A 20,256-nucleotide genomic window follows, 5' to 3' on the forward strand; every position below is an offset into this window, starting at 1 on the left:
GGCTCACACCACCGCGCCGCGCCCCGGATCGCCGTGCCCGTCGGCATCGTCGTCGTCATGGGGCATCCGGGCCACCAGCGTCGCGAAGCCGCCCAGGAAACCGCCGATGCAGAGCGTGGTGAGCCACCACGTCATCTCCCACTGCAGCAGCACCGCGAGGAGCATCAGGACCGGGCCGCCGACGACCGCGAGCCACGCGAACTTCGCCGTGACGTCGGCCTCCGGCAGCGGCGGCGGCTCCGGGGGCACGAAGTGGCCCTCCTCGCCGTCGTCCGGGTCGTCGATGTCACCTTCCTTGGGCTCCGCCATCTCGTAGTCACGGGGACCGCCGACGCCGGGGGCGAAGACGACCGAGCTGCCGAGCGACTGCTTCTCCGGCGGCTTCGGGGGCCTCTTCGCCGCCCCCTTGTCCGCCGCGTCCGAGGGACCCGCGTCCGGTCCCAGGACATTGAGCTGGTCGTCCTCCAGCAGGGCCAGGTCCTCGATGGACTTGAACGGCTTGGCGCCCGGCGGGTCCGGCGGCTCCTCGCCGTACCCCGCGACGATCGCCTCCCACGCCGCGTCCTCGTCGACCGGCCCGCCGCTCCGTGCCCCCTCGGGCGCCTCGGCGCCCCCGGGGACGGCCGCGCTCTCCGTGGGGCGCGGCTCACGCTCCTCTTCGCTGCCTGTGCGTTCCGCGTCCTGCTCAGCCACCGGACGTGCTCCCCTTCTTCCCGACGCTGGGTGCGAGACGGCCGATGAACCGGTAGCTCTCATCGAAGATCCGCTCCGCATCGTGGTCCAACGTCGCGACGTGGTAGCTCTGTTCCAGCAGGATCTCCTCGACATCCGTGGAGGACACCCGGCTGAGGATCCGGGCCGAGTCGGCGGGCGGCACCACATGGTCCTGCGGACTGTGCAGCAGCACGATCGGCTGGGTCACCTGGGGCAGCTCGGCATCGACCAGCCGGAAGAACTTCCGTACCGAATGGGCCGCGTGCAGCGGCACCCGGTCGTAGCCGACCTCCGCGCCGCTCTCCAGCGCGATGTCGCTGGCCAGGCCCTTCGTCGTACGTACCAGATGACGGGCGACCGGCAGGGCGTACGCGGACAGGCCGTGCACCTTGTTCGCCGGGTTGACGAGCACCAGACCGCTGATCGCGTCCCCGTGCTTCGCCGCGAGCCGCAGCGTCAGCGCGCCGCCCATGGAGAGGCCGAAGACGAAGACCTGGCCGCACCGCTCACGCAGGGCCCGCAGCTCCCGGTCCACCTCCGCGTACCAGTCCTGCCAGCCGGTGACCGCCATGTCCTCCCAGCGGGTGCCGTGGCCGGGCAGCAGCGGCAGTGAGACGGTCAGTCCGCGCTCGGCCAGATAGTCGGCCCAGGGGCGCAGTGACTGCGGCGATCCGGTGAATCCATGACAGAGGAGGACGCCGACCTCTCCGCCCTCGTGGCGGAACGGCTCGGCTCCAGGGAGGACCGGCACCAAGGTCTCCTGTTCGTGAGGCTGGGCGGGCGTGCAAGGGGGAGTGCGAGAAGGATTACTTCACCGTACGCGACCGGGCTGACACCGACCAGGGTCGTCACCGCCCGCACCACCGCCACCGGCCGGAACCACCGCCCCGTGCCGGGCGGGAGGGCGGGTGACCCCACAGGCTAAGGTCTGACCGACCGCATACAGGAGGCACCCGAGTTGATCTACGGCGCAATGAAGTTCTCCATCGGCGGGTCTCTGAAGCTCGCTTTCAGGCCGTGGGTGGAGGGCCTGGAGAACATCCCCGAGCAGGGGCCGGCGATCCTCGCGAGCAACCATCTGTCGTTCTCCGACTCGTTCTTCCTGCCGGCCGTCCTGGACCGCAAGGTCACCTTCATCGCGAAGGCCGAGTACTTCACCGCGCCCGGCGTGAAGGGCAAGCTCACCGCCGCCTTCTTCAAGGGCGTCGGGCAGCTCCCGGTCGACCGCTCCGGCGCCAGGGGCGCCGGTGAGGCGGCCATCAAGGCAGGCATCCAGGTCATCGAGAGCGGCGGCCTCTTCGGCATCTACCCGGAGGGCACCCGGTCGCCCGACGGCCGGCTCTACCGGGGCAAGCCCGGCGGTCTCGCGCGGGTGGCCCTGGCCACCGGAGCGCCCGTCATCCCGGTCGCGATGATCGACACGGAGAAGATCCAGCCCCCCGGCCAGGTGATGCCCAAGCTGATGCGCCCCGGCATCCGGATCGGCAAGCCGCTCGACTTCAGCCGCTACCAGGGCATGGACGGAGACCGCTTCATCCTGCGTTCGGTGACCGACGAGGTCATGTACGAGATCATGAAGCTCTCCGGCCAGGAGTACGTGGACATCTACGCCACCGCGGCCAAGCGCCGGATCGCCGACGAGGCCAAACGACGGGCCGAGGCCGAGAAGCGCGCGCAGAAGCAGGGACACGGGGCGGACGACGAGGGAACGGAACGGTCCGGCGCGTAATGGCGTCGTTGTCCGTCCGGGGGGTGGGTTGATGGCCAAGCGCGAGCGGGTCGTACGGATGTCGGTCGAGCAGCCGCTGTGGCGGGCGCTGACGGCGTACCGCGTACTGACGATGATCTACGCCGTGCTGCTCGCGGTCTTCGGCCGGGACAAGTACGAACGGCCCTGGGTCGCCGTCGCCTTCCTGGCGGTCATGGTCCTGTGGACACTCGTCACGCTTCCCAAGGTCGCGGGCGCGGTGAGCTGTACGAAGCGTTTCCTGGGCGCGGATCTCGTCATCGCCCTCGCCGGGATCCTGCTCACCCCGCTCGCCGACTTCGACGCCCAGCACATCGACGGCCCGACCCTGCCGTCGATCTGGACGGCCGGCTCCGTCCTGGCCTTCGCGATCAAGGGCGGCTGGCGGTGGGCGGCCTTCGCCTCCACCTTCGTCGCCGTCGCCAACATCATCGAGCGCGGCGAGCCCAGCCGGGACACCTTCCACAACGTCCTGCTGGTCTGGGTCGCCTCGATCGCCATCGGGTACGTCGTCGAGGTCGCCCGCGCCAGTGAACGCACCCTGGCCCGCGCCCTGGAGATCGAGGCCGCCACCCGTGAGCGGGAGCGGCTGGCCCGCGACATCCACGACAGCGTGCTCCAGGTCCTCGCGATGGTGCAGCGCCGGGGCTCTGCCATCGGCGGCGAGGCGGCCGAGCTCGGCCGGATGGCGGGGGAGCAGGAGATCGCCCTGCGCACCCTCGTCTCCAGCGGCCTGGTGCCCACGTCCCGGGTCTCCGAGGACGCCGCCGAGGGCGCCGTCGTCCGTACCGTCGAGGTCGACGACGAGCGGTCCGGCCCGGCGGGCGTGTGCGACCTGCGCGCGCTGCTCGCCCCGCACGCGGGTTCCCGGACCAGTTTCGCGGAGCCGGGGGCTCCGGTGCTGCTGCCGCCCGAGGCCGCGCGGGAGCTGGCCGCCGCCGTCAGTGCCGCCCTGGACAATGTCCGGGTGCACGCGGGTCAGGACGCGCAGGCGTGGATCCTGGTCGAGGACGAGCCGGACGAGGTGATCGTCACGGTCCGGGACGACGGCCCGGGTATCCCGGCGGGGCGCCTGGCCCAGGCGGAGGGCGAGGGGCGGCTCGGGGTCGCCCTGTCCATCCGTGGCCGGCTGCGCGATCTGGGCGGCACGGCAGAGCTGATCTCGGTGCCGGGACAGGGCACCGAGGTCGAGTTGAAGGTTCCGAAGGTTTCCCGGGGGAAGGCAGAATCAGCCGGATGAGTACACAGAACGAGCCGGGTGGAGCCGAGCGGCCCATCAAGGTGATGGTGGTCGACGACCACCCGATGTGGCGCGACGCGGTCGCCCGCGACCTCGCCGAGTCCGGATTCGACGTCGTGGCGACCGCCGGGGACGGCCCGCAGGCCGTGCGCCGCGCGAGGGCCGCGGACCCCGACGTCCTCGTCCTGGACCTGAACCTGCCGGGGATGCCCGGTGTCCAGGTCTGCAAGGAGCTGGTCGGCTCCCACCCCGGGCTGCGTGTCCTGGTGCTCTCCGCGAGCGGTGAGCACGCCGATGTCCTGGAGGCGGTGAAGTCCGGCGCCACCGGCTATCTGCTGAAGTCCGCCAGCACCCGGGAGCTGACCGACGCCGTCCGCTCCACCGCCGTCGGCGACCCGGTCTTCACCCCCGGTCTCGCCGGGCTCGTGCTCGGTGAGTACCGCAGACTGGCGTCCGACCCGGCCCCGGCCGCGTCCGACGAACCGAAGGCGCCGCAGCTCACCGAGCGCGAGACCGAGGTGCTGCGGCTGGTGGCCAAGGGACTCTCGTACAAGCAGATCGCCGAGCGGCTGGTCATCTCGCACCGCACCGTGCAGAACCACGTCCAGAACACCCTCGGCAAGCTCCAGCTGCACAACCGGGTGGAGCTCGTGCGGTACGCCATCGAGCGCGGCCTCGACGACGTGTGACCCGGCGGCCGCACCGGCTCCCGCGGGGGGCGAGCGGCAGGGCGGGGTGAGGGGCCGTATATTCGCGATATCCGGATATTCGCGATCTCCGGCCCATCACCCTGGAACGCGTACAGAGCGGGAGCGGCTGTGGAAATCCTGGCATTCGGCGTGCAGTCCGACGAGAAGCCCCTGATCGAGAAGGCCTTCGCCGGACAGCACGAGGTCCGTTGCCTGGACGTCTTCCTGAACCGGGACACCGCCCCCATCGCGGCGGGTTACGAGGTCATCTCCACCAGCGTCAACGCCGACCTCGGCAGCAAGGTCCTCCAGACCCTCGCCGCGGGCGGCACCCAGATGATCGCCCAGCGTTCCACCGGCTTCAACAACATCGACCTGGACGTCGCCGAGCGCCTCGCCCTGCGCGTCGCCCGGGTCTCGTACTACTCCCCGTACTCCGTCGCCGAATTCGCCTGGACCCTCGCCATGGCGGTCAACCGGCGCATCATCCGCGCCGCGAGCCGCACCCGGGACTTCGACTTCCGCCTCGACGGCCTCCTCGGCCGGGACATGCGCGGACGCACCGTCGGCGTGGTCGGCACCGGCAAGATCGGTGAGGCGTTCACCCGCATCGCCCACGGCTTCGGCATGAAGCTGCTGGGCTGGGACGTCGCCGAGAACCCGGCCTGCACCGAACTGGGCATGCGGTACGTCGAGAAGGAGCAGCTGTTCGCCGAGGCCGACCTGATCAGCCTCCACGTACCGCTGCTCCCTTCCACCCACCACCTCATCGACAAGGCCGCCCTGACCGCGATGAAGGACGACGCGATCCTGATCAACTCCAGCCGGGGCGGCCTCATCGACACCACCGCCCTGGTCGGCGAGCTGCGCGCGGGCCGCTTCCTGGGCGTCGGACTGGACGTGTACGAGGCGGAGGCCGGGCTCTTCTTCCTGGACAAGTCGCTGGAGGGCGTCGACGACGACACCCTGGCCCGGCTGGTCACCTTCCCGAACGTCATCGTGACCTCGCACCAGGCGTACTACACCGAGGACGCCGTGGGCCAGATCGTCGACGCCACCGTGCAGAACGTCGCCGACTACCTGGCCCGCCGCACCAGCGACAACGTCCTGGTCCCGGCGCCCCCGAAGAGCTGACGGTCCCGGGACCGTCAGTTCCTCGGGACCGTCCGGCCGCGCGGGCCGTCCGGTCCTCAGCTGAGGACCGGCAGCCCCGCCAGCAGCTCGGTCACGATCGCGGCCCCCCGGATCGTCAGTACCGACTCCGGGTGGAACTGCACCGACGCGAAACCCTCACCCCGCAGCGCGTGCAGCTCACCGGTGGCCTCGTCCCGGCTCACCTCGATGCCGTGCGCGGCCAGTTCGGCGGCGCTCGCCCCGTCGCAGCGCGCGGTGAAGCTGTTGTAGAAGCCGACCGTCTCCGGCCGGCCGAACAGCTCGATCCGGGTCTGCGCCCCCTGGTACGGCACGGTCTTGCGCACGACCTCCATCCCCAGCTCGGCCGCGATCAGCTCATGTCCCAGACAGACCCCCAGCAGCCCGTGCCGGTGGTCGCGCACCAGCTCGGCCGCGAACTCCCGCAGCAGCCGCATCTTCGGGTCCGTGAGGTCGCCCGGATTCCCGGGGCCGGGACCCAGCACGACCGGACCGCGGTGCGCCCGTACGACCTCCCGCAGCCCCGGCTCGTCGTAGCGGCGCACCGATACCTCCAGCCCCGAGGCGCGCAGCAGATGGGCCAGCATCGCGGTGAACGTGTCCTCGCCGTCCACCACCAGCGCATGGCCGGTCAGCTCCCGCGTACGCTCCTGCATCCGCAGCCAGAACGGCGCGAGCCCACCGCGCCGGTCGTCCAGCGCCGCCTGCACCCGCGGATCGGAAGCCAGCTGCGGACGGGTCGCCTCCGCATCCGGCCGCCCCGGCCGCACACCCAGCGCCGTCAGCACCCCGGCCGCCTTCGCATGGGTCTCGGCGACCTCGCTCGCCGGATCCGAGTGGCGCACGAGCGTCGCGCCGACCGGGACCTTCAGCTGCCCGTCGGCCGAGATGTCGGCGGTCCTGATCAGGATCGGCGAGTCCAGGGTCTGCAACCCGTTCGCATCCCGCCGCAGCAGGGCCAGCGCGCCCGCGTAGTAGCCGCGGCCGCCGGGCTCGTACCGCTCGATGACCCGGCAGGCGTTCTGCACGGGGGAACCGGTGACGGTCGCCGCGAACATGGTCTCCCGCAGCACCTCGCGCACGTCGAGGGAGGACTTGCCGCGCAGCTCGTACTCGGTGTGCGCGAGGTGGGCCATCTCCTTGAGCCGGGGGCCGATCACCACGCCGCCCATGTCGCCGACGGTGCACATCATCTTCAGTTCCTCGTCGACCACCATGGAGAGCTCCTCGGTCTCCTTGCGGTCCCCGAGGAAGGCCAGCAGGCTCTCGGGGGTGGGGCCTTCGGCCGGGTAGCGGTACGTGCCGCTGATCGGGTTCATCACGACCGTCCCGCCGGACATCCGCACATGCACCTCGGGGCTGGCACCGACCAGTGTCCTGTCCCCGGTGTGCACGACGAACGTCCAGTACGCGCCCCGCTCACCGGCCAGCAGCCGCCGGAACAGCGCCAGCGCGTCCGCCCGCCCGAATCCGGGGATCTCGCCGCGGAAGGTCCGCCGGATCACGAAGTTCGCGCCCTCGCCCTGCCCGATCTCGTCCTCGATGACCCGCCGGACGATCCCCGCGTACTCCTCGTCCGGGACGTCGAAGGCACCGTTGTCGACCCGCACCTCATGGGCGGGCAGCCGCGTCAGGACCTCGTCCAGCGGCAGCTCGTACGTCTCGTCCGCGACCAGCACGGACAACGGGGTCCCGTCGTCGCGGACGTCGAAGCCGCGCTCGGCGATCTGCCGGAACGGCACCAGGGCCAGTGAGGGGGACCCGCCCACCGGCAGATCGGCCAGCCGGTCCGCCTCCCGCACCTCGCCGATCAGCAGCTCGACGAGATCGTGGTCATGGCCGGGGGTGCGCCGGCGCAGCAGAGCGAACGGCGGGCAGTCGTCCTGGAGCAGCCGGCGGACGAGGTCGGTGACACGGTCGGACATGGGGTGTTCCTTCCGGATGGAGGAGGGAGGAACGGCCCCGGGACACAGAGAAGGCCGCCCTCGGGCGGCCTTCGCGAAGTCTGTACGCGCGTCGAGTCAGCGGGCCGCCGGATGAGCGGTCCACCACCAGTTCTGAATCGAGATCCGGGTCTGCTGCGCGAACATGCTCCGAACCCTAGCGGACGTCCGGGGCACCGGAGCGCGTGTCTCAACTATTGAGCGGGCGAATGGGCGCCCTCCGCGACCCCGTAATGTTGTCCGCGTGACCGTGAACGCCAATACCTCCGTCGCCGGTGGCCACACCTGGCGAGACCTTCCCGCGGCGCAGCAGCCCGAGTACCCCGACTCCGAGGCCCTGCGCGATGCACTCGCGGACCTCGCGTCGTATCCGCCGCTCGTCTTCGCGGGCGAGTGCGACCAGCTGCGCGCCCGACTGGGAGCCGTCGCCAAGGGCGAGGCGTTCCTGCTGCAGGGCGGCGACTGCGCCGAGGCCTTCGACGGCGTGTCCGCCGACCACATCCGGGCCAAGCTGAAGACGCTGCTCCAGATGAGCGCCGTCCTCACGTACGCGGCCTCCGTGCCCGTGGTGAAGGTGGGCCGGATCGCCGGCCAGTACTCCAAGCCGCGCTCCAAGCCGACCGAGACCCGCGACGGCGTGACGCTGCCGACCTACCGCGGCGACTCCGTCAACGGCTTCGCCTTCACCGAGGAAGCCCGGATCCCGAACCCGGACCGGCTGAAGCAGATGTACCATGCATCCGCTTCCACGCTGAACCTGGTGCGCGCCTTCACCACGGGCGGCTACGCGGACCTGCGCCAGGTGCACGCCTGGAACCAGGACTTCGTGAAGTCCTCGCCCTCCGGCCAGCGCTACGAGGCCCTGGCCCGTGAGATCGACAACGCGCTGAACTTCATGAAGGCGTGCGGCACGGACCCGGCCGAATTCAAGGCGGTCGAGTTCTACTCCTCGCACGAGGGGCTGCTGCTGGACTACGAGTCGGCGCTGACCCGCACCGACTCGCGTACCGGGGAGCTGTACGACACCTCCGGCCACATGGTCTGGATCGGTGAGCGCACCCGCCAGATGGACGGCGCGCACATCGAGTTCGCCTCGAAGATCCGCAACCCCATCGGTGTGAAGCTCGGCCCGACGACCACCGTCGACGAGGCGCTGGGCTACATCGAGCGGCTGGACCCCGAGCGCGAGCCCGGCCGGCTGACCTTCATCGTCCGCATGGGCGCCGACAAGGTCCGCGACAAGCTTCCCGAGCTGGTCGAGAAGGTCACCGCCTCCGGCGCCACCGTGGTGTGGGTGACCGACCCGATGCACGGCAACACCTTCGAGGCGGCCTCCGGCCACAAGACGCGCCGCTTCGACGACGTCCTGGACGAGGTCAAGGGCTTCTTCGAGGTGCACAAGGGCCTCGGCACGCACCCGGGCGGCATCCACGTCGAGCTGACCGGTGACGATGTCACCGAGTGCGTCGGCGGCGGCCACGAGATCTTCGTGGACGACCTGCACCAGCGGTACGAGACGGCCTGCGACCCGCGCCTGAACCGCAGCCAGTCCCTCGACCTGGCCTTCCTCGTCGCCGAGATGTACCGCGACCAGTAAGGGCCACCGGGCCGTCGCATCTGTGGGGCACGGATCGATGTGATCCGTGCCCCACAGTGCGTTCCGGGGCTTTTACCCGCCTTGAGGGACGGGTAAGGTTAGGTTAGCCTCACCGAATAGATCGGGACGGCGCCAGCGACCGATCCCGCCGGGAGGTGAACCGCATGTACGTCTGCTCGTGTTTCGGCGTTACGGAACAGCAGGTCAAGCAGCATGCGGACGCCGGAGCGTGCACGCCCCGCCAGATAGCCTCCGCCTGCAAGGCGGGTACGGACTGCGGCGGCTGTGTCCGCAGGATCCAGGCCCTTCTCGGGCGCGGCGAGTGCCCGCGCCGTGAGCTGCTCGACCAGCGTCAGGAACCGGCCACCGGCTCGGTCGCCGCGCCCGTGGCCAGGACCGCGCTGCCGGACATCCGGCTGTCCGACGCCGCCTGACCCGGTCGTTCCGGCCGCTTCGCCCTTCATGCGGACGTACCGGAGAACCGTTCCCGCAGGTCAGCTCTCCGGCTGCTCGATGAGCTGGGCGATGTAGAGCGGCTCGCCGAGCTTCTCGACCAGTTCCAGCTGGGTGTCGAGGTAGTCGATGTGATGCTCTTCGTCCTCCAGGATGGACTCGAAGATGTTTGCGGACGTGATGTCGCCCTTGCCGCGCATCACCTCGATGCCCCGCTTGAGCCGGTCGATCGCCTCCACCTCGACCTGGCGGTCGGCCTGGAACATCTCGGTGACCGTCTGCCCCACCCGGACATGGAAGAGTCGCTGGTAGTTGGGCAGTCCGTCGAGGAACAGGATCCGGTCGGTCAGGATCTCGGCATGCTTCATCTCGTCGAAGGACTCGGCCCGGGTGTACTTGGCGAGCTTGGTCCAGCCGAAGTTGTCCTGCATCTTTGCATGCAGGAAGTACTGGTTGATGGCGGTCAATTCGGCGGTCAGCTGTTCGTTCAGGAACTCGAGGACCTCGGGGTCGCCCTGCATGGCAGAGGCTCCTTCCAACCGGTGAACGGGGCAAGTTGCGCGCATCCTCGCACCGCACTTCCCGGCCGTCCAGTAAGTACATGCTTAGTACGAGTTGCCCGAATCGCCTTCGCCCTGGTCGTGACCACCCTTGGCCGTCTGTCACCATGGAGCCATGGGTCAGCCGGAAAGCCGGGAATACCGCGAATCAGAGCAGTCCGAGCTTCCGCCGGGACAGCGACTGCAGCGCGGTTGGCCGGTTACCCACTACGGGCCCGTTCCGAAATTCAAGCCCGACCGCTGGGAGTTCCGGGTCTTCGGGGCCACCGCGGACGGTGACAAGCACTGCTGGAACCACCAGGACTTCTCCGCCCTGCCGTTCTCCTCGGTGGTCTCCGATCTGCACTGCGTGACGAAATTCAGCATGCTCGGCGCCGAATGGGGCGGGGTGCTCGCCAGGAACGTCCTCGAACTCGCGCCGCCCGCGTCCGATGTCACCCATGTGATGGTCTGGGCGGAGTACGGCTTCTCCTCGAACATGCGGCTCTCCGACTTCGCCTCGGACCGTACGCTCTTCGCCACCCACAAGGACGGCGAGCTCCTCACCGCCGAGCACGGCTTCCCGCTGCGCCTGGTCGTTCCGCACCTGTACGCCTGGAAGGGACCGAAGTGGGTCCGGGGCGTCGAGTACATGACGGCCGACCGGCGCGGATTCTGGGAGGAGCGCGGCTACCACAACATCGGTGACCCCTGGAGCGAACAGCGCTACTCCTACCAGGAGGAGCCCGGGGACGGCCCCGAACTCTGACCCGGCGGTCCCGGTGCGTGGCCCCGGTTGTCCCGGTACGTGACCCCGGTCCGTGGGGAGGTCCTCAGGGTGGTCCTCAGGCGGTGGCGGAGGCGCGCAGCTCCTTCAGCCGTGCCACGTCCGCGGCGTGTCCGGCCGTCCCGCCCGGTGTCTCGATGATCAGCGGGACCCCGTCGGTCGCCGGGTGCGAGAACAGCTCCCGGAAGGGCTCGGCACCGATGTGACCTGCGCCGATGTTCTCGTGACGGTCCTTGTGGGCGCCCACGACGTCCTTGGAGTCATTGGCGTGGATCAGTTTCAGCCGGCCCTCGCCGACCGTGTCCACCAGAAGATCGAGGGTCTGCCGCATGCCCGCCGGACCGGCCAGATCGTGTCCCGCCGCGTAGATGTGGCAGGTGTCGAGACAGACGCCCAGCTTGGGGTGGGAGTCCAGCGCCTCGAAGTACGGTCCGAAGTCCCAGGTCCGCGAGCAGAGCGAGGAGCCCTGGCCGGCGGTCGACTCCAGCAGCAGATCCGGATCGTCGTCATGGGTCAGCTCGTCCAGCAGCGGCCTCATATGCGTACGCACCTGGGCAAGGGCCTCGGCGCGGGGACGTCCGCCGGTCGCCGAACCGGTGTGCACCACGACTCCGAGCGCGCCGATCTCCCTGGCCCGGCGCAGCGAGTGGCGCAGTGACTCCACCGACTTCTCGACGGTGGCCTCGGTGTGCGAGCCGAAATTGATCAGATACGGGGCGTGGACGTACGCCGGGATCGACGCGGCCGCGCACGCGGAGCGGAACAGCTCGTCCTGCGCCGGATTCCCGCTGGGCGTCGCCCATCCGCGCGGATTGGCGACGAAGACCTGAACGGTCTCCGCGGCCAGCTCGCGCGCGTATTCGAGACCGACCTTGGCGAGGCCACCGGCCACCGGAACGTGACCGCCTACTGGGTTGCGCATGTGGATCTAGAGTCCCTTGGTCCTGATGGTGATCGTGGAGCCCTCGGCGGCCTTCTCGCCGCCGTCGACCGACTGGCTGTCGACGGTGTCGCTGAAGGAGAGGAACGGACGGTCGACCTCGACCTCGAAGCCCGCCTCCTCCAGTGTGCTCCTGGCCTCCTCGACGTCCTTGCCGGTGACGTCGGGGACGTCCAGCATCCGGGGGCCCTTGGAGACCGTGAGCTGGACCGTGTCACCCTCCGCCGCCTGAGCGCCCTCGCCCGGCGTCTGGTGGGCGATGTCGCCCGCGACCTCGGGGGAGTTGACCCGGTCGGGCAGCACCTCGGCCTTCAGCCCCTCCCCGTCCAGCTCGGCGGTGGCGTCCTCGACCGAGAGCCCCCGGACATCGGGCACGTCCACCGGGCTGCCCTTGCTGAGGACCAGCGCGACGGCCGAGTCGGGGTGGCGCTCGGTACCGGCCTCGGGATCCGTACGGATCACCTCGCCCCGCGCGACATCCTCGCTGAACTCCTTGGTCACCATCCCGGGGACCAGACCCGCCTTCGTCAGGGCGCGCCGGGCGTCACCGAGGCCGAGCCCCTCGGCGTCGGGCACCTTCACGATCTCCGGGCCGCGCGAGACGACCAGCTTCACCGAGCCGTTGCCCCGTATCCGTTCGCCGGACGCGGGGTCGCTGTCGATCACCGCGCCGCGGTCCACCGTGTCGCTGTACGCCTTCTCGACGCCCTTCAGATCCAGGCCGGCGTCCGAGAGCCGCTGTTCGGCGGTCTTCTGGGACTGGCCCAGGAGGGAGGGGACCCGGGTGAACTGTCCGGAGTTGATGTACCAGACGCCCGCGCCGACCCCCAGGACCAGCACCAGTGCGGTGAGCGCCGCGAACAGCACGCGGTGCGGGCCGCCGAACGGTCCCCGCCGCCGCGGCCGGTCCGGCCCCGGCGGCGCGGACGGCGGCATCTCCAGCCGGCTCGTGTGGTGGGCGGTGCCCTGGTCCACGGGCAGGGCCCGCGGGATCACGCTCGTACGGTCCTCGCCGGCGTCGTGGGCCGTGGTCAGCGCCTGCGGCGGCACGGCGTCCAGCTGTTCGTCGGTGAGCCCGGCACGGGCCTCCCGGGCCTCGGCGAGCAGCACGACCGCGTCGTGCGGGCGGACCTCGGCGTTACGGGCGGTCGCGCTCGCCACCAGGCTGTCCAGCGCGGCGGGGAGCCCGGGGACCACGGCCGACGGGGCCGGGACGTCCTCATGGAGATGCTGGTAGATGACCTGGGCCGCGGTGTCGCCGGTGTGCGGCTTGGCGCCGGTGAGCATCTCGTACAGCACGACACCGCAGGCGTACACATCGGCGCGGGTGTCGGCCGTGCCGTGCTCGATCTGCTCCGGGGCGAGATACGACACGGTGCCCAGGAGCGACCCGGTGGTGTCGGTGACGGTGCCCACGGCCCGTACGAGACCGAAGTCGGCGACCTTCACCCGGCCGTCGTCCCCGATCAGGACGTTCTCCGGCTTCATGTCGCGGTGCACGAAGCCCGCCCGGTGCGCGGCGCCGAGCGCGGCCAGGACCGGCTCCAGGATGTCCAGCGCGGCCCGTGGCTGCAGGGCTCCGCGCTCGCGCAGCACATCGCGCAGCGTGCACCCCGCGACGTACTCCATCGCGAGATAGACGTACGCGCCCTGGGCGCCCTGGTCGAAGACCGCGACGACATTGGGGTGCGCGAGCCGGGCCACCGACTTGGCCTCGCGGATGAAGCGCTCGACGAACGAGGCGTCGGTCGCGAGCGCCGGGTGCATCACCTTGAGGGCGAGCACCCGGTCGAGGCGGGTGTCCACGGCCCGGTAGACCGTGGCCATGCCGCCGACGGCGATGAGTGCCTCGACGCGATACCGGCCGTCGAGCAGCTGCCCGACGAGAGGGTCCTGGAGGGTCGTATCCACCCGATGAGTCTACGAGCCGCCACGGACAGGACGGACGGGCCGGGGCGGTCCCGGAGCGGTACTGCAGCCGATCCGTGACAGGGACAGGCTCATGGCGGGGGTGCGGTGGGGGACGTCAGAACGCCGGGCGTTCCGGGTCCAGCACCGCCCGGCCCGCCACCGGGGACGATGCCTCGGCGAAGTGGCGGCGCGGGATCCGGCCCGCCCGGTACGCCAGCCGTCCGCCGTCCACCGCGTGCCGCATCGCCGCCGCCATCAGCTCCGGCTCCTGCGCCCGGGTCACCGCGGAGGCCAGCATCACCGCGGCGCACCCCAGCTCCATCGCCTGCGCCGCGTCCGACGCCGTCCCCGCCCCGGCGTCCAGGATCACCGGCACCCCGGCCCGCTCGACGATCAGCTGGAAGTTGTGCGGATTGCGGATGCCCAGCCCGGAGCCGATGGGGGAGCCCAGCGGCATGATCGCCGCGCATCCCACGTCCTCCAGTTTCCGGGCCAGTACGGGGTCGTCGTTGGTGTAGGGCAGGACCGTGAACCCGTCGTCGACCAGGATCTCGGCCGCGTCCAGCAGCTCGACCGGGTCGGGCAGCAGCGTCCGCTCGTCGGCCACCACCTCCAGCTTGATCCAGTCGGTGCCCAGTGCCTCCCGGGCCAGCCGGGCGGTCAGGACGGCCTCGCCCGCGGTGAAGCAGCCCGCGGTGTTCGGCAGCACCCGGATGGCGAGCTTCTCCAGGACGGAGAGCACCGAGCCCCGCACGGTCGGGTCGAGCCGGCGCATCGCGACGGTGGTCATCTCGGTGCCGGAGGCGACCAGGGAGCGTTCCAGGACATCGAGGCTCGGAGCGCCGCCGGTGCCCATGATCAGCCGGGAGGTGAACGAGGCGGAGCCGAGGGCGAAGAGGTCGTCGGACATGGTCAGCCCCCCTGTACGGCGGTCAGGACCTCGACCCGGTCACCGTCGCCGAGCGCGGTGACGGACCACTGGCCGCGCGGGACGACGCTCTCGTTGACGGCGGCGGCGACCCCGGAGTGCACGGAGGTCAGGGTCGCGACGAGGGCGTCCAGCGCGGTACCGGCGGGGAGGACGCGGCGTTCCCCGTTCACGGAAACCGAGACGGAGGCCGGTCCGGAGGCCGGTCCGGAAGCAGGGTCGGAGACCGGACCGCCGGAGACCGGTCCGGAAGCCGGGCCGGAGACAAGTCCGCAGGCCGAATCGCCGGCCGGCGCGGGTGCGGTGACCGGATCGGGCGCGGAAGGGGGCACCGGGGCGGAATCGGGCCGGATCATGCGGGCTGCTCCTGGGGTACGGGGGCGGCGGCGGGTGCGAAACGGCCCGGCGCGAAGGGGCGGGCCACCTCGGGCAGTTCGCCGGAGGTCAGCACGTCCGCCATCGCGTCGCCGGTGACGGGGGTCAGCAGCACCCCGTTGCGGTGGTGGCCGGTGGCGAGCAGGAGGCCGGGCAGCGTGGTGGGGCCCAGCAGCGGGGCGTTGTCGGGGGAGGCCGGGCGCAGGCCCGCCCGGGTCTCGGTGAGGGGCAGTTCGGTGATGCCGGGCACCAGCTCGTGCGCGTCGCGCAGCAGCTCGTACACCCCGCCGGCCGTGACCGTGGTGTCCCAGCCCAGCTCCTCGCTGGTGGCGCCGACGACCAGTTCGCCGTTCTCGCGCGGGACGAGATAGAGATGGCTGCCGCGGACCACGGCGCGCACGGTCCGGCTGAGAAAGGGGGCGTACGCGGGTGGCACGGTCAGCCGCAGTACCTGGCCCTTGACCGGGCGGACCGGCGGCAGGGCCTCTTCGGGCACGCCCGCGAGCCGGCCGCTGAGACTGCCCGCGGCGAGCACGACCTGGTCGGCGGCGAGCTCCGTACCGTCGGCCAGCACGGCTCCGACGGCCCGGCCGCCCGTGACCGACAGCCGCTCGGCCCAGCCCCGGCGCAGGACCACCCCGGCCCGCTCGCAGGCGGTCAGGAGCGCCGAGGCGAGCCGCCGGGGGTCCACCTGGTGATCACCGTCGACGCGCAGCCCGCCGCGGACCCCGGGTGCCAGCATCGGTTCCAGGCGGCGGCACTCGCGTCCGCTGAGCCACTCGGACTCCAGCCCCGAACGCTGTTGCAGGGCGTGCAGTTCGCGCAGATGGGCGCGGTCGTCGGAGTCCAGCGCGACGGCGAGCGTGCCGCAGGCGCGGAAGCCGATGTCCTGTCCGCTCGCGGCGGACAGCTCGGCGGCGAACTCCGGATAGCGTGCGGCGGAGGCGACGTTGAGACCGAGCAGCAGCTGTTCGCCGTAGTGGAGTTCGGTGACGGCGGCCAGCATTCCGGCCGCGACCCGGGCGGCCCCGCCCCCCGGTTCGGGGTCGGCCACCGTCGTCCGCAGCCCGCGCTGCGCGGCCCGCCAGGCGGTCACCAGACCGATGATTCCGCCCCCGATGACGAGGACGTCGGATCCGTTGCCGTTCGTGGAAGAACGCATGGGCGTCCAGCCCCTCCCTTCGCCGGCATGACCCGGATCAGGTTCGTACGGTCGGAGGCCGTCCAGCCTCCCTCTCAGCCCGGTACGTCCGGGCTCCCGCGAGTGTTTTACCTCTGCCACCCTAAACCCAGTCGCCCACGGTCAGTAAGGGAGCAACCACCATGGCCCGTTCGCTCGACGGCCTCGTCCTCTCGCCGGTCGCCGACCAGGCCCCCGGCCAGGTCGGCACCCGTACCCGCTTCACGTACCACGAGCGGGACGGCCGGATCTGGGCCGAGTACGAGGGCGGTGACGTGGTGCGCGGCCATCTCGTCGGCACCCGGACCGCGGACACGCTCGATTTCCGGTACGTCCAGCTCAAGCAGGACGGAACGACCTCCTCCGGACACTGTGTGTCCACGGTCGGCGCCTGCCCGGACGGCCGGGTGCGGCTGGACGAGCGGTGGGAGTGGGAGTCCCAGGAGGGCAGCGGGACGAGCGTGGTGGAGGAGCTCATCCCCTGACGGTCCGTCAGGTGTTTATGGTGTACGGGTGAGCGAGCAGACGGAACAACAGTCAGCGCGGCAGTCGGCGCGCCGTGTCGTGATCGTCGGAGCGGGCATGGCGGGCGTGCAGACCGCCGTCGCCCTGCGCGAACGCGGTTTCACCGGACCGGTGGTCCTGATCGGCGCCGAACCGCACCAGCCCTACGACCGGCCACCGCTGTCCAAGGCCGTCCTGCTCGGCAAGGCCGAGGACTCCGCCTTCGACATCGACTTCGAGGCGCTGGACATCACCCTGCGCCTGGGCGTGGACGTGAGTGGCCTGCGCCCCGGCGCACATGAACTGGACACACCGGACGGTCCCGTTCCGTACGACGCCCTGGTCATCGCCACCGGTGCCGAACCCGTGCAGCTGCCCGGCTCCGAGGGCGTGCCCGGCGTGCATCTGCTGCGCACCCTCGACGACGCCGCCCGGCTGCGGCCCGTCCTGGAACGGCAGCACGACGTGGTGGTCGTCGGGGCGGGATGGATCGGCGCCGAGTTCGCCACCGCGGCCCGCACCGCGGGCTGCGCGGTCACCGTCGTCGAGGCCGCCGAACGTCCCCTCGCGGGCGCCCTGCCCGCCGAGGTCGCCGCCCCCATGGCCGACTGGTACGCCGAGAGCGGCGCCGAACTCCTCACCGGCGCCCGGGTCTCCCGCGTCGAACCGGGCGCCGTGGCCCTGGCGGACGGCCGGGTGCTCCCGGCCGGTGCGGTGGTCGTCGGGATCGGCGCCCGGCCCGCCACCGGCTGGCTGGCCGGCTCCGGCATCGCGCTCGGCCCGGACGGCTCGGTCACCGCCGACAGCGCGCTGCGCACCTCGCTGCCCGATGTGTACGCGGTCGGCGACTGCGCCTCCTTCCCGTCCGCCCGCTACGGCGCACGCCTGCTGGTCCACCACTGGGACAACGCCCTCCAGGGCCCCCGGACCGTCGCCGCGGACATCGCCGCACTCGACGGCGACGGCCCTCCCGGCGTGTACGACCCCGTGCCGTACTTCTGGTCCGAGCAGTTCGGCCGCTTCGTGCAGTACGCGGGCCACCACGCCCACGCCGACACCCTCCTGTGGCGCGGCGACCCGGCCGATCCCGCCTGGTCGGTGTGCTGGCTGCGCGACAACGCGCTCGTGGCGGTCCTCGCCGTCGGCCGTCCGCGGGACCTGGCGCAGGGGCGCAAGCTCATCGAATCGGGGGCGGCACTCGACCCGGCGCGGGTGGCGGACCCCTCCGTACCGCTGAAGTCGACGGCTCTGTGAGACGCGGCCCGACCCCCGTACGGTCGGGCCCGGCTTCCGGCTGTCGGTCCCAGATGGCACGCTTGTCCTCGTGACCGAGATTGACGCAAAGATCGATGCTCTAGTACCTGCCTGGCTCCACCTTCCCGACATCGCGGAACTGCTCGACATCCAGGTGACGCGGGTGCGGCAGCTGGTCAAGGAAGGCCAGCTCATCGCCGTACGACGCGGTGAGAACCGGACCCTCCAGGTGCCCGCCGCCTTCATCGACGGCGACAAGGTCGTCAAGGGCCTCGCGGGGACCCTGACGCTCCTGAGGGACGACGGCTTCTCCGACCAGGAGATGCTGGACTGGCTCTTCACTCCCGACCCGACCCTGCCGGGCACCCCCGCGCAGGCTCTGAGTGAGAATCGCGGTACGGAGGTGAAGCGCCGCGCCCAGGCGCTCGCCGTCTGACCGAGACAACCACATGCGGGGTACGGGCCGTCCCGCACGGCCCGTACGCCCGCCGTACCGACGGGGGAACTTCGCCATGCCCACGCCTCGCGAGCTGCTCTCCGACGCCCGGCTCTACCTGTGCACGGACGCCCGCAGGCGACAGGGTGACCTCCCCGCGTTCCTCGACGCCGTGCTCCCGGCCGGCGTGGACATCGTCCAGCTGCGGGACAAGGGCATGGAGGCGGCGGAGGAGCTGGAACACCTCGCGGTGTTCGCCGACGCCTGCAAGCGCCACGGCAAGCTCCTCGCCGTGAACGACCGCGCCGATGTCGCCCATGCCATCGGTGCGGACGTGCTGCACCTGGGCCAGGGCGACCTGCCGGTGCCCGCCGCTCGCGCGATCATCGGCGCCGACGTGGTGACCGGCCGCTCCACGCATGCCGAGTCCGAGGTCGACGCGGCCGTCGCCGAGGCGGGCGTGGACTACTTCTGCACCGGCCCCTGCTGGCCCACCCCCACCAAGCCCGGCCGGCACGCCCCGGGGCTCGGACTCGTGCGCTACGCCGCCTCGCTCGACCAGCCGCGCCCCTGGTTCGCCATCGGCGGGATCGACGAGGGCAATCTGGACGAGGTGCTGGACGCGGGTGCCCGCAGGGTCGTCGTCGTCCGCGCGATCACCGAGGCCACCGACCCGGCCGAGGCCGCCGCCGCACTCGCCCGAAGGGTGCGGGCACGCTCCGTCCGAGGGGCATGACCGAGGGATGTCCGAGGGGGCCTGCCCGCGTGATGGTCGCGAGGGCCCTGCCCGCGTGGTGTTCGCGAGGGGCATGACCACGTGATGTTCGAAGGGCGTGCGCGCACGATGTCCGAGGGGTGGACAACAATCAGGCCAATCCAGACAAAAAACGCCGGCCCGGTTGGGCGACCGCCGAGCCCTGGTTAACCTCACGGTATGGCCCTTGGCACACCTTCCACCAGGACAGACCGTGCACGCACCGTGCGTGACCTGCTCGCGACCGGCACGACCTCGTATTCCTTCGAATTCTGGGCGCCCAAGACCGAGAAGGGTGAGCGGAACCTCTGGAACGCGCTGCGCCGGGTCGAGGCGGTGCGCCCGAGCTTCGTCTCGGTGACGTACGGCGCCGGCGGCTCCACCCGCTCCGGGACGGTCAGGGCGACGCAGCAGATCGCCGCCGACTCCACGCTCACCCCGGTCGCCCACCTCACCGCGGTCAACCACTCCGTCGCGGAACTGCGCAACATGGTCGGGCAGTACGCCGACGCCGGAATCAGGAACATCCTCGCGGTGCGGGGCGACCCGCCCGGCGACCCGATGGGCGAGTGGGTCGAGCACACGCGGGGCGTGCGGTACGCCGCCGACCTCGTCCGGCTCATCAAGGAATCCGGCGACTTCTGTGTCGGCGTCGCCGCCTTTCCCGAAATGCACCCGCGGTCGACCGACTGGGAGACCGACATCGGGCATTTCGTGGACAAGTGCCGCGCCGGAGCCGATTATGCGATCACTCAGATGTTCTTCAATCCGGATGACTATCTCCGGATGCGTGACCGCGTGGTCGCGGCGGGTTGCGACACCCCGATCATTCCCGAGGTCATGCCCCTCACCAGCGTGAAACAGTTGGAAAGATTTGCGCAGCTCAGCAACGCGACCCTCCCCGCTTCGTTGAAAGAACGCATCCTCGCCGTCAAGGACGATCCAGCCGCTGTACGCTCCATTGGCATCGAGTTCGCAACGAAGTTCTGCGCGAAGCTGCTGTCCGAAGGTGTGCCCGGACTTCACTTCATCACGCTCAACAACTCGACGGCAACGCTCGAAATCTACGAGAATCTCGGACTGCACAAGCAGTCGTGACCGGCCGTACCCGCC

At 71.0% G+C, this 20,256-nt stretch carries 22 protein-coding genes and 1 riboswitch; of the genes, 12 read left to right on the forward strand and 10 right to left on the reverse strand.

The window, feature by feature from the left end:
* Positions 1 to 3: 3 nt before the first annotated feature.
* Both A6A29_RS31210 and A6A29_RS31215 read right to left on the reverse strand, forming a co-directional pair.
* The gene (locus A6A29_RS31210) at positions 4 to 693 is read right to left on the reverse strand and encodes a hypothetical protein (RefSeq protein ID WP_073725217.1); all 690 of its coding nucleotides are present in this window, start codon (positions 691 to 693) and stop codon (positions 4 to 6) included.
* A complete protein-coding gene (locus A6A29_RS31215) occupies positions 686 to 1,465 on the reverse strand; it encodes an alpha/beta hydrolase (RefSeq protein WP_073725219.1) in 780 nt (259 codons plus the stop codon). Before A6A29_RS31215 ends, A6A29_RS31210 begins: the two co-directional genes overlap by 8 nt.
* A 207-nt stretch (positions 1,466 to 1,672) precedes the next feature.
* Here A6A29_RS31215 and A6A29_RS31220 point away from each other — a divergent pair, with 207 nt between their 5' ends.
* The 4 genes from A6A29_RS31220 (at position 1,673) to A6A29_RS31235 (ending at position 5,524) form a co-directional block, all read left to right on the forward strand.
* On the forward strand, positions 1,673 to 2,443 hold the full coding sequence (locus A6A29_RS31220; RefSeq protein ID WP_073725221.1) for a lysophospholipid acyltransferase family protein: 771 nt from the start codon (positions 1,673 to 1,675) through the stop codon (positions 2,441 to 2,443).
* 31 nt (positions 2,444 to 2,474) lie between these two features.
* Positions 2,475 to 3,701, forward strand: coding sequence for a MacS family sensor histidine kinase (macS, locus tag A6A29_RS31225; protein ID WP_073725223.1), 1,227 nt, complete (start codon positions 2,475 to 2,477; stop codon positions 3,699 to 3,701).
* Positions 3,698 to 4,390, forward strand: coding sequence for a response regulator (locus tag A6A29_RS31230; RefSeq protein WP_073725225.1), 693 nt, complete (start codon positions 3,698 to 3,700; stop codon positions 4,388 to 4,390). The genes macS and A6A29_RS31230 overlap by 4 nt, the downstream gene beginning before the upstream one ends.
* A 129-nt stretch (positions 4,391 to 4,519) precedes the next feature.
* Positions 4,520 to 5,524: a 2-hydroxyacid dehydrogenase gene (locus A6A29_RS31235; protein ID WP_073725227.1), complete on the forward strand. Its 1,005-nt coding sequence runs from the start codon at positions 4,520 to 4,522 to the stop codon at positions 5,522 to 5,524.
* Positions 5,525 to 5,580: 56 nt separating this feature from the next.
* Here the strand turns inward: A6A29_RS31235 and A6A29_RS31240 are convergent, their stop codons facing one another.
* Entirely contained in the window at positions 5,581 to 7,467 is a 1,887-nt protein-coding gene (locus A6A29_RS31240) for an anthranilate synthase family protein (RefSeq protein ID WP_073725229.1), read from the reverse strand.
* Between the two features lie 96 nt (positions 7,468 to 7,563).
* A complete protein-coding gene (locus A6A29_RS48265) occupies positions 7,564 to 7,632 on the reverse strand; it encodes a trp operon leader peptide (protein WP_351863589.1) in 69 nt (22 codons plus the stop codon).
* A 103-nt stretch (positions 7,633 to 7,735) separates the two neighbouring features.
* Here A6A29_RS48265 and A6A29_RS31245 point away from each other — a divergent pair, with 103 nt between their 5' ends.
* Positions 7,736 to 9,082, forward strand: a complete 1,347-nt coding sequence (locus A6A29_RS31245) for a class II 3-deoxy-7-phosphoheptulonate synthase (RefSeq protein WP_073725493.1) — start codon at positions 7,736 to 7,738, stop codon at positions 9,080 to 9,082.
* Positions 9,083 to 9,246: 164 nt separating this feature from the next.
* A complete protein-coding gene (locus tag A6A29_RS31250; protein WP_073725231.1) occupies positions 9,247 to 9,516 on the forward strand; it encodes a (2Fe-2S)-binding protein in 270 nt (89 codons plus the stop codon).
* A gap of 60 nt (positions 9,517 to 9,576) precedes the next feature.
* Here the strand turns inward: A6A29_RS31250 and bfr are convergent, their stop codons facing one another.
* The gene (gene bfr, locus A6A29_RS31255) at positions 9,577 to 10,056 is read right to left on the reverse strand and encodes a bacterioferritin (RefSeq protein WP_007451289.1); all 480 of its coding nucleotides are present in this window, start codon (positions 10,054 to 10,056) and stop codon (positions 9,577 to 9,579) included.
* Between the two features lie 154 nt (positions 10,057 to 10,210).
* Here bfr and A6A29_RS31260 point away from each other — a divergent pair, with 154 nt between their 5' ends.
* Positions 10,211 to 10,843, forward strand: coding sequence for a sulfite oxidase-like oxidoreductase (locus A6A29_RS31260; protein WP_073725233.1), 633 nt, complete (start codon positions 10,211 to 10,213; stop codon positions 10,841 to 10,843).
* A 76-nt stretch (positions 10,844 to 10,919) separates the two neighbouring features.
* Here the strand turns inward: A6A29_RS31260 and A6A29_RS31265 are convergent, their stop codons facing one another.
* The 5 genes from A6A29_RS31265 to thiO all read right to left on the reverse strand — a co-directional run bounded on the left by A6A29_RS31265 (position 10,920) and on the right by thiO (position 16,177).
* Positions 10,920 to 11,783, reverse strand: a complete 864-nt coding sequence (locus A6A29_RS31265) for a deoxyribonuclease IV (RefSeq protein ID WP_073725235.1) — start codon at positions 11,781 to 11,783, stop codon at positions 10,920 to 10,922.
* 6 nt (positions 11,784 to 11,789) lie between these two features.
* Positions 11,790 to 13,712: a Stk1 family PASTA domain-containing Ser/Thr kinase gene (gene pknB, locus A6A29_RS31270; protein ID WP_073725237.1), complete on the reverse strand. Its 1,923-nt coding sequence runs from the start codon at positions 13,710 to 13,712 to the stop codon at positions 11,790 to 11,792.
* Between the two features lie 115 nt (positions 13,713 to 13,827).
* The gene (locus A6A29_RS31275) at positions 13,828 to 14,622 is read right to left on the reverse strand and encodes a thiazole synthase (RefSeq protein ID WP_073725239.1); all 795 of its coding nucleotides are present in this window, start codon (positions 14,620 to 14,622) and stop codon (positions 13,828 to 13,830) included.
* A gap of 2 nt (positions 14,623 to 14,624) precedes the next feature.
* Positions 14,625 to 14,813 carry a sulfur carrier protein ThiS gene (gene thiS, locus A6A29_RS47155; RefSeq protein WP_073725495.1) on the reverse strand — a complete coding sequence of 63 codons (189 nt, stop codon included), beginning with the start codon at positions 14,811 to 14,813 and terminating at the stop codon, positions 14,625 to 14,627.
* A 179-nt stretch (positions 14,814 to 14,992) separates the two neighbouring features.
* The gene (gene thiO / locus A6A29_RS31285) at positions 14,993 to 16,177 is read right to left on the reverse strand and encodes a glycine oxidase ThiO (RefSeq protein WP_073725241.1); all 1,185 of its coding nucleotides are present in this window, start codon (positions 16,175 to 16,177) and stop codon (positions 14,993 to 14,995) included.
* A riboswitch (TPP riboswitch) is annotated at positions 16,175 to 16,287 on the reverse strand. Its footprint overlaps the gene before it by 3 nt.
* Positions 16,288 to 16,338: 51 nt before the next feature.
* On the opposite strand from thiO, the gene A6A29_RS31290 reads away from it, so the two are divergent.
* The 5 genes from A6A29_RS31290 (at position 16,339) to metF (ending at position 20,241) form a co-directional block, all read left to right on the forward strand.
* On the forward strand, positions 16,339 to 16,680 hold the full coding sequence (locus A6A29_RS31290) for a hypothetical protein (RefSeq protein WP_073725243.1): 342 nt from the start codon (positions 16,339 to 16,341) through the stop codon (positions 16,678 to 16,680).
* 28 nt (positions 16,681 to 16,708) lie between these two features.
* Positions 16,709 to 17,953 carry an NAD(P)/FAD-dependent oxidoreductase gene (locus A6A29_RS31295; protein ID WP_073725245.1) on the forward strand — a complete coding sequence of 415 codons (1,245 nt, stop codon included), beginning with the start codon at positions 16,709 to 16,711 and terminating at the stop codon, positions 17,951 to 17,953.
* 70 nt (positions 17,954 to 18,023) lie between these two features.
* Positions 18,024 to 18,389 carry an Rv2175c family DNA-binding protein gene (locus A6A29_RS31300; RefSeq protein WP_073725247.1) on the forward strand — a complete coding sequence of 122 codons (366 nt, stop codon included), beginning with the start codon at positions 18,024 to 18,026 and terminating at the stop codon, positions 18,387 to 18,389.
* A gap of 76 nt (positions 18,390 to 18,465) precedes the next feature.
* Positions 18,466 to 19,125, forward strand: coding sequence for a thiamine phosphate synthase (gene thiE / locus A6A29_RS31305; protein ID WP_073725249.1), 660 nt, complete (start codon positions 18,466 to 18,468; stop codon positions 19,123 to 19,125).
* A gap of 198 nt (positions 19,126 to 19,323) precedes the next feature.
* Positions 19,324 to 20,241 (forward strand): methylenetetrahydrofolate reductase [NAD(P)H], encoded by a 918-nt coding sequence (metF, locus tag A6A29_RS31310; protein WP_073725251.1) that lies wholly within the window; start codon positions 19,324 to 19,326, stop codon positions 20,239 to 20,241.
* The last annotated feature ends 15 nt before the right edge of the window (positions 20,242 to 20,256 follow it).

The organism is Streptomyces sp. TSRI0281 (assembly GCF_001905125.1).
In the GTDB taxonomy this organism is placed as follows: domain Bacteria; phylum Actinomycetota; class Actinomycetes; order Streptomycetales; family Streptomycetaceae; genus Streptomyces.